Source organism: Shinella sp. SUS2 (genome assembly GCF_001262505.1).
GTDB lineage: Bacteria > Pseudomonadota > Alphaproteobacteria > Rhizobiales > Rhizobiaceae > Shinella.
The window spans coordinates 1-13,824 of the sequence record NZ_KQ410756.1 but is presented as its reverse complement, the minus strand read 5'-3'; the positions used below and the strand labels follow the sequence as shown (position 1 = coordinate 13,824).

At 59.8% G+C, this 13,824-nt stretch carries 12 protein-coding genes and 2 pseudogenes; 6 read left to right on the top strand and 8 right to left on the bottom strand.

The genetic code is table 11. From position 1 onward, the window contains the following. Positions 1-399: 399 nt before the first annotated feature. The 4 genes from AKG11_RS35895 to AKG11_RS30120 form a co-directional block, all read right to left on the bottom strand. Positions 400-576 (bottom strand): FAD-dependent oxidoreductase, encoded by a 177-nt coding sequence (locus AKG11_RS35895; protein WP_371260170.1) that lies wholly within the window; start codon positions 574-576, stop codon positions 400-402. Between the two features lie 268 nt (positions 577-844). Next, positions 845-1,774 (bottom strand): electron transfer flavoprotein subunit alpha/FixB family protein, encoded by a 930-nt coding sequence (locus tag AKG11_RS30130; protein WP_050746620.1) that lies wholly within the window; start codon positions 1,772-1,774, stop codon positions 845-847. Positions 1,775-1,795: 21 nt separating this feature from the next. Next, entirely contained in the window at positions 1,796-2,545 is a 750-nt protein-coding gene (locus AKG11_RS30125; RefSeq protein ID WP_050746619.1) for an electron transfer flavoprotein subunit beta/FixA family protein, read from the bottom strand. Between the two features lie 62 nt (positions 2,546-2,607). Beyond that, on the bottom strand, positions 2,608-3,522 hold the full coding sequence (locus tag AKG11_RS30120) for an HpcH/HpaI aldolase/citrate lyase family protein (protein ID WP_082342832.1): 915 nt from the start codon (positions 3,520-3,522) through the stop codon (positions 2,608-2,610). A 209-nt stretch (positions 3,523-3,731) separates the two neighbouring features. Between AKG11_RS30120 and AKG11_RS30115 the strand changes: the two genes are divergently transcribed. The 4 genes from AKG11_RS30115 to AKG11_RS30100 are packed head-to-tail and all read left to right on the top strand — an operon-like array spanning position 3,732 to position 8,433. Next, positions 3,732-5,171 (top strand): NAD-dependent succinate-semialdehyde dehydrogenase, encoded by a 1,440-nt coding sequence (locus AKG11_RS30115; RefSeq protein ID WP_050746618.1) that lies wholly within the window; start codon positions 3,732-3,734, stop codon positions 5,169-5,171. A 40-nt stretch (positions 5,172-5,211) separates the two neighbouring features. Then, positions 5,212-6,591, top strand: coding sequence for an acyclic terpene utilization AtuA family protein (locus AKG11_RS30110; RefSeq protein WP_050746617.1), 1,380 nt, complete (start codon positions 5,212-5,214; stop codon positions 6,589-6,591). Then, positions 6,588-6,920 (top strand): DUF4387 domain-containing protein, encoded by a 333-nt coding sequence (locus AKG11_RS30105; RefSeq protein WP_050746616.1) that lies wholly within the window; start codon positions 6,588-6,590, stop codon positions 6,918-6,920. The genes AKG11_RS30110 and AKG11_RS30105 overlap by 4 nt, the downstream gene beginning before the upstream one ends. Next, a complete protein-coding gene (locus tag AKG11_RS30100; RefSeq protein WP_371260168.1) occupies positions 6,913-8,433 on the top strand; it encodes a fumarate hydratase in 1,521 nt (506 codons plus the stop codon). The genes AKG11_RS30105 and AKG11_RS30100 overlap by 8 nt, the downstream gene beginning before the upstream one ends. A gap of 71 nt (positions 8,434-8,504) precedes the next feature. Here the strand turns inward: AKG11_RS30100 and AKG11_RS30095 are convergent, their stop codons facing one another. Beyond that, complete coding sequence (locus AKG11_RS30095) at positions 8,505-9,677, bottom strand: CaiB/BaiF CoA transferase family protein (protein WP_050746614.1); 1,173 nt, start codon at positions 9,675-9,677, stop codon at positions 8,505-8,507. After that, positions 9,674-10,957, bottom strand: a complete 1,284-nt coding sequence (locus AKG11_RS30090; RefSeq protein WP_050746613.1) for a methylaspartate ammonia-lyase — start codon at positions 10,955-10,957, stop codon at positions 9,674-9,676. The genes AKG11_RS30095 and AKG11_RS30090 overlap by 4 nt, the downstream gene beginning before the upstream one ends. A 226-nt stretch (positions 10,958-11,183) precedes the next feature. Between AKG11_RS30090 and AKG11_RS30085 the strand changes: the two genes are divergently transcribed. Continuing rightward, a complete protein-coding gene (locus AKG11_RS30085) occupies positions 11,184-12,122 on the top strand; it encodes a LysR family transcriptional regulator (RefSeq protein WP_050746612.1) in 939 nt (312 codons plus the stop codon). Positions 12,123-12,194: 72 nt separating this feature from the next. Beyond that, positions 12,195-12,485 (top strand): annotated as a pseudogene (locus tag AKG11_RS30080) (transposase); the annotation flags it as partial. 5 nt (positions 12,486-12,490) lie between these two features. On the opposite strand, the gene AKG11_RS30075 reads toward AKG11_RS30080, so the two are convergent. Together AKG11_RS30075 and AKG11_RS30070 are read right to left on the bottom strand one after the other, a co-directional pair. After that, positions 12,491-13,003, bottom strand: a complete 513-nt coding sequence (locus AKG11_RS30075; protein ID WP_082342830.1) for an amino acid ABC transporter permease — start codon at positions 13,001-13,003, stop codon at positions 12,491-12,493. A 70-nt stretch (positions 13,004-13,073) separates the two neighbouring features. Then, positions 13,074-13,824, bottom strand: a pseudogene (locus AKG11_RS30070) (IS630 family transposase); the annotation flags it as partial.

The following is a 13,824-nucleotide window of genomic DNA, read 5'->3' as shown; positions in this document are numbered from 1 at the left end:
AGCGGCGTTCACGACATGTTCGCATAGCACGACCCCCTCCTCGGTCGACACTTCGTATTCACCGGATTTCAGACGACTGATCCCAGAATGCGGTTACGACGGACGATTGTCGCACCGAGTTCTCGCGCAACGAGCGCCATGGCATTGCATGCAATCGCCGGGTCCACGTGGCCGTCAGAGCTCCTGCAAGAACATTTTCAGTTGTAGCCATGGGTTCAGTTCTCTGATCCGTGCTGGAGATACAATCTCCATCGCGAAGCCGACGGTCTTTGAGATGCCTTCGACGTATCGAAACCAATCGACTTCCTCTCTTGTGTATGCCAGACGAATGCCGCCGCAGCGATGCCAGCCGGTGGGATGGCCGGTTAACGTCTCTAGACGCCGACAAAGATCGATCCCTTACTGGTAAATATGAGCCATTTCATAATGGCCCATTAAGTTCGGGCATTGTCCGGCAGCATGCCAGGTCGACCCGCCGGTCAGTTCACCTTTTTCAACGAGAACTACGTCGCGCCGGCCCTCCCGAGCGGGGTGGTACGCGAGGTTAATTCCCAGCGCGTCGCCTCCTATAATCACTAAGCTGGCGTTCGAATGTTTCGTACAGTGCGCCCGGCGGCCCCAGTCACCGAGCGCGACTTCACACCTGCAAAACAATCCAACCTCTGCCCGGAGCGTAATGCCTTCGTCGGCGTATCGGAGCTGGAAGAGTAATCCCGCTATCGCGCGGCCGTGAGCAACAGAATTTTCTTGGCATTCAGTGGGCCCCTTTGGCGCAAACTGTGTCACGCCCCATTTGCCCGTTCCTAACTAATGGAGAACACCACGGTGCATGGGCTGCAAGCGCTTAGAGCGCCTCTTCAAGCTCGGGCAAGGCCCCGAAAAGGTCGGCGACGAGGCCGTAGTCGGCGATCTGGAAGATCGGCGCCTCCTCGTCCTTGTTGATCGCGACGATGACCTTCGAGTCCTTCATCCCGGCGAGATGCTGGATGGCGCCCGAGATGCCGCAGGCGATGTAGAGCTGCGGCGCGACCACCTTGCCCGTCTGGCCCACCTGCCAGTCGTTCGGCGCATAGCCCGCATCGACGGCTGCACGCGAGGCGCCGACAGCGGCACCCAGCTTGTCGGCGACCGGGAGGATGACTTCCTGGAATTTTTCAGACGAGCCGAGCGCACGCCCACCCGAGATGATGATCTTCGCTGATGTCAGTTCCGGACGGTCGGACGAGGACAGCGCATCCTTGACGTGGGTCGACAGGCCCGGGTTCGCTGCAGCCGGGATGGCCTCGATGGCTGCGCTTCCGCCTTCACCGGCAGCGGCGAAGGAGGCCGTGCGCACGGTGATCACCTTCTTGGCGTCGGTGGACTGCACCGTCTGGATGGCATTGCCCGCATAGATCGGACGCTTGAACGTGTCGCCCGAGACGACCTCGACGATTTCCGACACCTGCGCGACATCGAGCAGGGCGGCAACGCGCGGCAGCACGTTCTTGCCGACCGAGGTCGCAGCCGAGACGATGGCGTCGTAGGAACCGGCGAGCGACACGATGAGCGCTGCCAGCGGTTCGGCAAGGTTGTTGCCGAGGCTTTCATCGTCGGCGAGCAGAACCTTGGAGACGCCCGACAGCTTTGCGGCGACATCGGCCGCGGCCTTGGCACCGGAGCCGGCGACGAGCACATGCACGTCGGAGCCGATCCTGGAGGCTGCCGTCAGCGCCTTGGCGGTCTGGTCGGAAAGCGTGGCGTTGTCGTGGTCTGCCAGAAGAAGAATGGCCATGGTTGTATCTCCCTTTCCTTCTTAGAGCACGCCGGCTTCGGTCTTGAGCTTTTCGACCAGCTCGGCGACCGTCTTGACCTTGATGCCCGCCTTGCGGCCGGACGGCTCCTCGGTCTTCAGCACCTTGAGGCGCGGGGCGGTATCGACGCCGAAATCGGCCGGGCTCTTCTTGTCGAGCGGCTTCTTCTTCGCCTTCATGATGTTCGGCAGCGAGGCATAACGCGGCTCGTTGAGGCGAAGGTCGGTGGTGACCACCGCCGGCAGCTTGACCTCGATGGTCTGCAGGCCGCCGTCGACTTCGCGCGTGACCTGTGCCGAACCGGAACCGATCTCGACCTTGGAGGCGAAGGTCGCCTGCGCCCACCCCAAGAGGGCCGAGAGCATCTGGCCGGTCTGGTTCGAATCGTCGTCGATCGCCTGCTTGCCGACGATGATCAGGCCCGGCTGTTCGGCCTCGGCCACGCCCTTGAGGATCTTGGCGACGGCCAGCGGCTCGACGGCGTCTTCCGTCTCGACCAGCACGGCGCGGTCGGCGCCCATGGCGAGCGCGGTGCGCAGCGTTTCCTCGGCCTTGGCCGGACCGATCGAGACCACGACCACTTCCTCGGCCTTGCCGGCTTCCTTCAGACGCAGCGCTTCCTCGACCGAAATCTCGTCGAACGGATTCATCGACATCTTCACGTTGGCAAGCTCGACACCAGAGCCATCGGCCTTCACACGGATCTTTACGTTGAAGTCAACAACCCGTTTGATAGGCACAAGTATTTTCATGGTTTCAAACTCCGACTTTCCCTATTTTTCATATCGTACGGCGATGGGAGGTCCTTGGCTATTTAGCCGGCGAACCGCTCCCCTTCCTTCAACAGGTTGCGAGCACGTCGGAGCACCGGAGCGTCGATCATATTACCATCCAGACCGATGGCGCCGGCCCCGTGTGCACGGGCTGTGTCCGCTGCCTCCACAATGCGTCTGGCCTGCTCGATGCGCTCGGGCGACGGCGCAAAGCCATTATTCGCAACACCCACCTGTTTTGGATGGATGCACAACGTACCTTTCAGCCCCAGCGCCGCAGAGCGACTTACTGACGAACCATATTTCTCCATGTCACGGTATTCCGCAATTGACCCCATCAGGCCGAGCGGTCTTATGCCACGCAGTCCACATGCCAGAACAAGGTCATATTTGACGGCGGCGAGTGTTTCCGAGTCCGGGTCACACTGCAGGTCAGCGGCGAGATCTTCATCACCGCAGGCAAGAGCGACGACGCGGGGGCACGATGCGATCTCGTCGATACGGCGCACAGCCGCGCCCGTTTCGATCAGAGGAACCAGTTTCGTGTGCCCCGCTGGAATTTCGAGCGCACGCTCCCTTTCCTCCAGTATTTCACTCAAGAGAGCCAAATGTTGAGCACTTTCTGCCTTGGCAACAACGATGGCCTTAACCTGACGGTGAATCGCCCGCTCTATGTCTCGCACAGCAAGGGACAGTGGCCGGTTGATGCGGACCAGGACATCTCTCTTTTCGGTCGAAAGGGTGGTTGCATTATTCTGGAGGGTGGATCTCGCTTGGATCTTGTGCTCCGGCAGCACGGAATCTTCGAGGTCAAGGATGATCGCATCCGCGCTGGACGTCTGAGCTTTCTCGACAAATCGGATATTGTTGGCCGGCACGAAAAGAAGCGACCGCCAGTAAATCTCTCCCAAATGATCCACGATCGCGCAATCCTCCCGTTTAAAAGCTAACTGCAAGGATTGTTTCGTAGCCGTGCTAGACGGTCAAATATCAATTGTCGCCGTCGACCATCTCGCCACCAGATGGCAGGCAACGACAAACGCTATTTGACCAAGCATCTGTAAGCGGGGAATTCTGCCTTCAAGCCGCCGAGCTGGAACGGGGCAAACGCTCCGATCTCAGCCGTATAGCGAGCATACAATCTAAAAAGTAGGCGGAGTAAGTCATGCCAGACGGTTCTAACTATAAGCTATTCATCGATGGAACGTGGCGCTCAGGCACCGGCACGGCGGACATCGCTCTCATCAATCCAGCCAATGCCAAGCCGTTCGGCAGCGTCGCCGTGGCCTCCGCAGGTGATCTCGACGATGCGTTGAATGCGGCGCGAGGCAGTGCGACGCTCTGGGCGGATACGCCTGCGCACGAACGCGGCGCCATTCTTGTTCGTGCTGCTGGCATCCTGGCGCGGAATATCGACACGGCCGCGACCGCGCTTTCTCAGGAGCAGGGCAAGACACTGGCGGAAGCGAAGGGGGAATTTGCCCGCGCGGTGGAGACGTTCGAATGGAATGGCCGACATGCCGAGGAACTGACGGCACCGGCCTCCATCGACGAGAAGAGAACCGTCCTGCACGAACCCGCCGGCATCGTTGCGGCCTTCACGCCATGGAATTATCCGGCTGTGCTCAATGCCCGCAAGCTGGCCGCCGCCCTAGTCGCAGGTTGCCCCGTCATCCTGAAGGCTGCCGAGGAGACTCCGAGTGCCGGCGTTTACATGGCCGAGGCTCTGCAGGAGGCGGGCCTGCCAGCCGGTGTGGTCAATCTTGTGTTCGGCAATCCGGCAATGATCTCCGAACACCTGCTTGCATCGCCTTCAGTCCGCGTTCTTTCGTTCACGGGGTCGACGCCGGTTGGAAGGCGACTGGCGAAACATGCCGCTGAGAACCTTCAGCGCTGTGTGCTTGAACTCGGCGGCCACTCCCCGGTGGTCGTGTTCGCAGATGCCGACATATCCAAAGCAGTTTCGGCGATATCGGAATACAAGTTCGAATGCGCGGGCCAGAGTTGTAATGCACCAAGCCGCATCCTCGTGGCGCGACCAGTCTACGAAGACTTTGTCGATAAACTTGTCGAAGTTGCAGGAAACATCAAGGTCGGCAGGCCCGATGATCCCGCGACGGAGATGGGACCGATGGCTAATCCCCGGCGAATCGAAGCCATGGAGCGTCTGATCGGGGATGCCGTGTCCCGGGGCGCCCAGGTGAAGACCGGCGGTGCCCGCATCGACCAGCCTGGTTTCTATTGGGCACCGACGATCCTGACCGAGGTTCCCTCCGATTCACTGATACTCACGGAGGAGCCGTTCGGGCCCGTGCTGACAGTTGCCCCTTTTGACACGATCGAGGAAGCCATCACTGAAGCAAACGCGAGCGATTTTGGACTTGCCGCATATGTCTTTACACATTCGCACGAAATCCAGAGGCGCATGGCGCGGGCTCTCTCGGCAGGCGCACTCAGCATAAATTACCTCAAAGGAGTATCTGCGGATGCCCCGCTCGGTGGTCTGAAGCAAAGCGGCTACGGCTACGAAGGAGGGGTTGAAGGCGTGAGGAGTTTCCAGAACCTAAAACTGGTCAACTCGGCAAGTCCAATAGGGATTGCATAAATCGACAGCCTACCGACGTTCGCACCACGAGGTTGCACCAATGGACGAGATCAGGATTCTGTCTCCGACAGCGATTCTTGGATATGGCTTTCCGGAAGCGTCTTTTGAGGAAGGGCTTCAGCGGCAGCCACATGTCATCGCGGTCGATGCCGGCTCGAGCGATCCCGGGCCCTATTACCTTGGCGCGGGCGTATCCTTCACCGATCGAGCCGCTGTGAAGCGAGATCTGAAGATCATTCTGCGTGCGGGAAACGCTCTCGGGATCCCGGTGATCATCGGTTCAGCCGGGGGAGCCGGCGCTAAACCGCATCTCGACTGGACCGCCGAAATCATTCGCGAGATCGCGTCCGAAGATGCACTCGCACTACGTTTCGCGATGATCGATTCCGAGGTCGAGAAGGGCGTGGTCGAAGCCGCATTGAACGAAGGCCGGATTGCATCCTGCGGCGGTTCGCCAAAACTGGCCCTGCAGGACATTAGGCAATGCAGTCACATTGTCGCGCAGGCCGGCATCGAACCCATCCTGCGCTCTCTAACGCTCGGGGCCAACGTCATTCTCGCGGGCCGCGCATATGACCCTTCGGTTTTCGGTGCCTTTCCGGCCATGCACGGCTTTGATCTCGGTCTAGCGCTGCATATGGGAAAAATCCTGGAATGCGCCGCCATCGCCAGCATCCCCGGCAGTGGCAGCGATTGCATGATTGGCACGCTGCGGCGCGACAATTTTGAACTGGAGCCGCTGAATCCTTCGCGAAAGTGCACGGTAGCATCGGTCGCTGCGCATTCGCTCTATGAGAAGAGCGATCCTTATCTACTGCCAGGCCCGGGGGGCGTGCTTGATCTGACCGATGCGCGTTTCGAGCAGATCGACGAACGCCGGGTCCGGGTCAGCGGCAGCCGGCATGTCGATGCGCCCTACGCCGTCAAGCTCGAGGGTGCGCGTCGGGTGGGACACCGCTACATCTCCTTCGCCGGAGTGCGCGATCCGATCTTCATTGCTCAGATCGATGATATCTGCAGCGCCGTGCGTGCGCGCACCGCCGAAAATTTCACCGAGATCGGTCCCAAGGACTATAGGCTGATCTTTCGGATCTACGGTCGCGACGCGGTCCTCGGCGCGATCGAGCCGGTTCGCGATGCCGTGCCGCACGAGGTCGGCATCGTGATCGAGGCGGTCGCCCACACCGCGCTGCAGGCGAAATCGATCTGCAGCTTCGCCCGTTCGAGTATACTTCACCTGGGATACCCTGGCAGGTTGTCGACAGCTGGCAATCTCGCATTTCCCTATTCGCCATCCGATTTCGATGCCGGAGAGGTGTTCGAGTTCAGCGTCTATCACCTGATGAGGATCGACGATCCGACGCTCTTCTTTCCAACGGTCATCGAGAACATCGGCCCGACATCGGGAGCAGGATCGTGAATGTGCAGTTGATTGACATTGCCAGCGTCATCAGAAGCAAGAATTCGGGTCCTTTCGAGCTTACGCTGGATGTCATGTTCAAGACCCGGCACGTCTACGAGACGGTCAAGCTCTCGAACGCGATCAATGCCCGGATTATCTGCCGCTTATACGGGATTAAAGCAAGAAAAGCGGTGAAGGTGTTTGCGTTCGATCCGGCCTGCGCGATAAAGATCACGTTTCCGCGAAGTATCGCATCCGGCGGAATCGGAGACACCGACATCTATGGGGCGCAGCAGCATGCGCCGCTTCTGATGCTGACGCTTGATGGAGTTTCCGGCCTTGAATAGCCAGCAGGTAATCGTTGCGGGGAGCGATGTCACGGCGAGTATCGCCGACGCGCTTCAATACATATCCTATTATCACCCGCCGGACTACATTCGCTATCTCGCGGCCGCCTATGAGCGGGAGGAGAGCCCGGCGGCGAAAAACGCGATGGCGCAGATCCTCGTCAACTCCCGCATGGCGGCGTTCGGGCGGCGGCCCATCTGCCAGGATACTGGGCTGGTCGTGATCTTTGCAAAAGTCGGCATGTCCGTCCACATCGACAGTTCATACAGCCTTGCCAACCTTATCAACGAGGGCGTTCGCAGGGCATATCTCGATCCCGACAATCCCTTGCGGGCATCGGTGGTGCTGGACCCGCTGTCGACGCGGAAAAACACCCGCGACAACACGCCCGCTATCTTGCATGTCGACTTGGTGCCAGGCAACGAGATCACGTTCATCGTCGCGGCCAAGGGCGGTGGGTCGGAAAACAAGGCGCGCTTCACCCAGCTTAACCCGAGCGGCTCGGTGTCGGATTGGGTCGTCGAGACGATCTCGACACTCGGCAGCGGCTGGTGTCCGCCCGGACTCATCGGCATCGGCGTCGGAGGCAGCGCGGAAAAGGCCATGCTGATGGCCAAGGAAGTGCTGAACGAGCCGATCGACATGTTCGATCTGCTTCGCAGAGGTCCTTCGAGCCCCGAGGACGCGCTTCGCGTCGAGCTCTACCAAAGGATCAACGCCCTGGGGATAGGCGCGCAAGGCCTGGGTGGGCTGACCACTGTGGTCGACGTCAAGGTTGCGACCTTCCCCACCCATGCAGCATCCAAGCCCGTGGCGATGATTCCCCAATGCGCGGCAAACCGGCATGTCAAGTTCGTGCTTGACGGCAGCGGACCGGCGGTACTGACGCCGCCCGACCTGGGCGATTGGCCCGAGATCGATGTCGACAGTACATTGTCGATAGGCGCCCGCCGGGTTGACTTGGACACGCTCACGCGCGAACAGACCGCAGAATGGCGGGCGGGCGAAATCCTGCTGCTTTCCGGCAAGATGCTGACCGGCAGAGATGCCGCGCACAAGCGAATGGTGGAACTCATTGAAGCGGGCGAGCCGCTGCCCGTGGATCTGCATGGCCGTGTCATCTATTATGTCGGGCCAGTGCCAGCCGCACGTGGCGAGATTGTCGGCCCTGCGGGTCCCACGACGTCCACGCGGATGGACATGTTTACCGGCACGATCCTCAAAGCGACCGGCCTCTATGCCATGATCGGCAAGGCCGAGCGCGGAGCGGTGGCGATCGACGCCATCGTCGAACACCGTGCTCCCTACATGATTGCGGTGGGCGGGGCCGCCTATCTCATTTCTCGATCCATAAAGTCCGCTCGCGTCGTCGCATTCGAGGATCTCGGCATGGAGGCGATCCACGAGATGGAGGTGCGCGACATGCCCGTTACCGTCGCCGTCGACGTAAACGGCAATTCGATCCATCGCACCGGCCCGGACGCATGGCGCAACTACATCGCGGGACGGTAGCAAGTTTGCCGCCGCTCCTCGATCGTTCCATGCCATGCCGGCGCGCAAGGCCGTGCCGGCACGACAACCCGTCAGTGCCTGGCTTTACCCGGTGTCTTTTCCATGTCGCGCCTTGACCGCGGTCCGAACTCATTGCGGATTGCTTCGGAATGGGCGCCCAGGGCGGGAACTGGCCGAAACGCGGGCGATCGCGCAGCATCGAAAATCGCGGCGGGAGCGATCATGTCGATATCGCCCTGCGGCGTCGATACCGCGATGCGTCGAACATGCGGATGGGCCGAAAGATCCTCTATCTGGTTGAGGCGGCCATAGGCCAAGCCCACGGCTTCCAGTTCCGCCATCGCCTCGTCGCTCGACATTTCCGAGAAACGTGCAACGATGATCCGGTCCAATTCCGCGCGATTGCTCAGCCGCTGCATATTGTCGGCGAATCCAGGGCGGCGCGTGAGTTCGGGCTGCTTGAGGAACCTGTCGCAGAAGATCACCCACTCCCGGTCATTTTGAACCGAAAAGATAACGTCCTTGCCATCCACGCAGCGATAGGCGCCATAGGGGAAAAGGGAGGGATGATTGACTCCCGCGCGCTTGGTCTCGTAGCTGCTATAGTCGAACTGAAGCACGGGAACGTTCATCCAGTCCGCAACGGCGTCGAAGAGCGACACCTGGATCGCGGTGCCTTGTCCTGTGCTTTCGCGCAGCAAAAGCGCCTGGAGGATCGCGGAATGGGCGTTCATGCCGGCCGAGATGTCGCAAACCGAAACGCCGACGCGCGCCGGTCCATGCGCGGTTCCGGTTATAGCACACAGCCCCGCTTCGGCTTGGACGATGAGATCGTATGCCTTCAGGTGCGAGAACGCTCCACCGTTCCCGAAGCCGGAAATATCGCAGGTGATCAGGCGGGGAAACCGCTTGCGCAGATCTTCGGACGCGAAGCCGAGCTTTTCCATGCTGCCGGGCTTCAGGTTTTGGATAAAGACATCCGCCTCGGCGATCATCGCCGAAAGAATCGCGCGATCTGCCTCGATTGTCAGATCCAGGCAGATCGACTCCTTGCCGCGGTTGAGCCAGACGAAGTATGCGCTCTGCCCTTCGACAAGCCGGTCGTAGTTTCGTGCGAAGTCGCCGTCGGGACGCTCCACCTTGATGACGCGCGCGCCTGCATCGGCGAGCCTCGATGACGCATAGGGCGCCGCGACCGCCTGCTCTACGGCGATGACGGTGATACCTTCGAGTGGCTTGATCATGTCAGGCTTGCCATGACATTCGAAGGCGCGCTCTGACCGCGACGGTAGTCCAGAATGGCGAGCACCCGGTTTTGCTCGTTGCCGACGATGGAAATGCCCTCGTCGACACCCATGCCCGGCTTTGCCAGAACCATGTCGGCCTGTGTAGCAATCGCGATCTGGGCGGAAACCCTCGCCGAAAGATCGGTTTCGCTGCAACTGCCGCCCACATAGGCGCCCACGCCAGCCTGCTTGCATGCCAGCGCGCCCGTTATCGTGTCGGCAACCGAGCCGACGTCCGGCATCTTGATCTGCACGATATGGGCGGCCCTCGTCTCGGCGAAAAGCTTGATGTCGTCGAGCGTGTTGCACTGTTCGTCGACAACGATGCGCGCGTTGGATCCGCGCCTGTCGAGCAGGTCCACGATTTTTGCATATTCGTCCAGCTGGGCCTTGGTCGATCCGAAGTCGGCCGGGGACTCGATATGCAGTCGATAGTCCGGCACGTCGTCGGCAACGGCGCAGATGAAATCCGCGATCGCACCGGCATCCATGCCGATCTCGAGACCGATCCAGCCATAGACATCGAAATGCAGCGTGGGATGGTATCCCGGCTCGCCGATCTCGCTCACGCGCTGTGCCACCCATTTGACGAAGGCGCGGAATGTTTCGCCCGCGGACCCGAACTTTTCTCGGGAATTGATCAAGCCATGGGGAAGTATGTCGATGGCCTTGAGGATCATCTTGTCGACATTGATCTCCCTGGCGTCTCCGCTCTGCGCATAGAGGGGAACCCTCTTTTCCGGCAACGGCAGGGAATATTCGGAGCAGACAACTTCGGTGAGCGTCGTGCGGGCGACATGCGCCGCTGCGGCGAGCAGCGCTTGGCTTACTCCATACTCGACAGCGAGCGGCAGACGGCGGCCCTCGTGATTGGCGAGCACATGGCGGCAGGCCGCCTGGAAGTTCGAGATGTCGGTAGATTTGAGCCGTGGAAATACGACGGATCGTGTCAGCGACGTGATTTCGTCCGTCCTGAAAAGCGGATCACGTCCGCCAGCGCCGGAATACTGAACGCTCATCATGTCGCCCCAAACAACCATGCCATCGGACAGGACAAGCCCGATGCTGAGGGACCGGGCGGGCATCCGGATAGTCTCGAAACCCGGCGTCAATGGCGACCCGACATATCGAAAGCCATCGGTTGCGACACCGGCGCGGATGGCGGCCTGGTCGTCGTAAAAGAAGCTTCCATTGCCTGGGGCGAGAATGACGTCTCTCACTGTTACAGAAGTTGCCATAGGCTTACGCTCATCCCTCAATCGTCGTTATCGCGCGCCGCGATGAAGAACAGACCGCATGCTTGCTGATCCAAGGCATCACGGCCCGCGTCGAAATATGCCCGTCCAAACCTCCTCAGCTCCAATATAATTTCAACGTTCCAACCATCTCGTTTCCAGATGACTTAAGCGTACGAAAAGCTATTATAAGAGCCGTCAAACATGCAGACCGCTAGGGGAACTTGACATGGAATTCAGGCAATTGAAGTATTTCGTCGGCGTTGCCGAAGCGGGAAGCTTCACAAGAGCGGCAGCACAGTTGCATGTGGCCCAGAGCGCGCTCAGTCTGCATGTGCGACAAATGGAAGAGGGATTTGGTACAAAATTGCTAGTGCGCGAACGTACTGGGGTTAAGCTCACCTCCGCCGGCGCTAAGCTACTTCATCACGCCCAAATTATATTGAACCAGATAAGTATTGCGGAGCAGGAACTCACTAGCAAGGTCAAATCGCCAGCTGGGGAGGTAACGATTGGTATTCCGTCCGGCGCAGCGCGCGTTGTGGTGACAGAGCTTCTTACACTTGCGAAAGAAAAGCTTCCTCGCGTTTCGCTAAAAATCGTGGAGGGCATGAGTGGGCCGATCGAAGAATGGATGTCCGCCGGTCGATTTAATCTAGCGATTCTTTACAAAAATGGCGACGCCCTCAGCGGCGCCACGGTTCTTGCCAAAGAGGAACTCTGCCTCGTCGTTCCGCCGAATGAGCCACCGTTCGACGACGTCATCCCGCTGTCCGACCTGATTTCCTACCCACTGGCTGTGCCAATGCGTACCAACAACGTTCGCCGCTCGGTTGCGGACGTTGTCGCCCAACATGGTTGTGCGCTGAATGTGCGCTTCGAGGTTGATTCTCTTTCGACCATTATAAGCATGGTGACTGAAGGAAAGGCGTACTCAATCTTGACACCGTCTGCAATTCAGCAGGAGGCCTCACTAGGACAGTTGCGGATAGTAAGGATTGTTGACCCGATAATAACCCGTTCGGTGGTTCTCGCTGTAAATCCAAAAGACGAGAGATCATTCGAAGTGGCAGCTGTATTTTCGCTCATCTCAGAAGTAGTGAACCAATTGGCAAATAATGGGAAATGGCCCACGATTGTCTCAGAACCTGGGCAAAAAGCGAGCTAGGGCGTAAACTCATAAAATTGCTTGGTGTTTATCGCTTGTCGTGATTCAGGGCTCCCGAATGAGGAAGCCTCTATGACGAGTCGCCGCTACGAACTCACGGATCACGAATGGTCGATCCTGTCGCCGCAGTTGCCCAACAAGCCCCGCGGTGTTCCCCGGGTCGATGATGGGCGGGCGCTGAATGGCATCCTCTGGCGGTTCCGGACGGGCTCGCCCTGGGCGGAGATTCTAGAACGCTACGGTCCGTCGACCACCTGCTACAATCGCTTCGTCCGCTGGCGCAAAGCCGGGGTCTGGGATCGGCTTCTTGGGGCGGTTTCGGAGGCTTACGATGGCGACATCGTCATGATCGACTCGACGTGTGCCCCTTACGCGTTATAGCGGAACGACGCCGACCCGTTGAGATAGGCGACGTAATCGACCTCCCCCACCCCAATGCCGGCGAGCAATGTCGTCGCCTTGAGGAGGTCCGTGAAATAGTTCACCACGGCTGGCAACATCTTGCGCACGGCCTGGGGAATGATGACATAAAGCCAGATCACGGGCCTCGGGATGGCCAGTGATCGGGCAGCCTCCCATTGCCCCCGATCCACGGCAAGAATGCCGCCGCGCACGATCTCCGCCATGTAGCCGCCGCCGATCAGGCCGAGCGCCAGAACGCCGCAGGTCAGGCCGGACAGGTTGGCGCCGAGCAGGATGGGCAGGCAATAATAGGACCAGAAGATCGCGATCATCTCCGGCGTGGCGCGGGCGATGTGCAAGAACCCCATCGCGCCCCTTGCCAGGGAACGCCGCGGGGACAGGGTCGCGGCACCCAACAGGCTGCCCAGGTAGGTCGCGAGAGAGAAAGGCGGCGACGGTGACGAGCACCGTCGTGACAAGCCCCTGTAGAAGGGCCGGAAAGGCCGAAGCGACGATCTGGTAGTCGAACATTATACGGTCCCTCACTGATCAAAACCCATTGGCCCATTCTCTGCGTCCGATCGACATGACGCGCCATGGCTGGCTTTCGAGCCGCCGCCAGGCATCGCAGCAATGATCGACGATGTCGTCGTATGATTTGAACACGCGGTTTGATAACCAGTTGTCGCGCATGAAATGCCAGAGGTTTTCGACCGGGTTCAGCTCCGGCGATTTCGGCGGGAGTGGCAGAATGGTGATGTTTTCGGGCACGACGAGATTGTTGGACATGTGCCAGCCTGCCTGATCCATGATGAGGATAGCGTGCGCGTCGGCATCGACGTGTCGGGCGATTTCGGCCAGATGCTGGGTCATGGCGTAGGTGTCGCACCATGGCATGACCAGCGCCGCCGCCTTGCCGAGCTTGGGGCAGATTGCGCCGAAGATGTAGGCCGACCTTGTGCGCTGATCGTGCGGTGCTGAAGGCCGTGTTCCTCGCCTGGCCCATCGGCGGGTGATCTTGTTCTTTTGCCCGATACGGGCCTCATCCTGAAACCAAATCTCTATGCGTTTTCCTCGGGCCGCTCCAGCGGCAATCTCTGCCACTGCGGCAGGGAAGCTTTTTTAAAACCCTCAATGGCTTGAGGGTCTTGCGCGTGATGTTTGGGCCGAACAGCGAGCTTGCGATAGCCCATGGCCCGGACTTCGCGGCTGAGCGTCTGCTCGCTCACCGAAACGCGAAACTCCTCCCACAGCCATTGCGCCAGATCGCACAGACGCCAGCGAACGACGCCGTCGAGAT

Excerpts from the sequence above, each read along its gene's own strand:
- AKG11_RS30130 (WP_050746620.1), bottom strand. The coding sequence starts at position 1,774 with ATGGCCATTCTTCTTCTGGCAGACCACGACAACGCCACGCTTTCCGAC.
- AKG11_RS30125 (WP_050746619.1), bottom strand. The coding sequence starts at position 2,545 with ATGAAAATACTTGTGCCTATCAAACGGGTTGTTGACTTCAACGTAAAG.
- AKG11_RS30115 (WP_050746618.1), top strand. The coding sequence starts at position 3,732 with ATGCCAGACGGTTCTAACTATAAGCTATTCATCGATGGAACGTGGCGC.
- AKG11_RS30110 (WP_050746617.1), top strand. The coding sequence starts at position 5,212 with ATGGACGAGATCAGGATTCTGTCTCCGACAGCGATTCTTGGATATGGC.
- AKG11_RS30095 (WP_050746614.1), bottom strand. The coding sequence starts at position 9,677 with ATGATCAAGCCACTCGAAGGTATCACCGTCATCGCCGTAGAGCAGGCG.
- AKG11_RS30090 (WP_050746613.1), bottom strand. The coding sequence starts at position 10,957 with ATGGCAACTTCTGTAACAGTGAGAGACGTCATTCTCGCCCCAGGCAAT.
- AKG11_RS30085 (WP_050746612.1), top strand. The coding sequence starts at position 11,184 with ATGGAATTCAGGCAATTGAAGTATTTCGTCGGCGTTGCCGAAGCGGGA.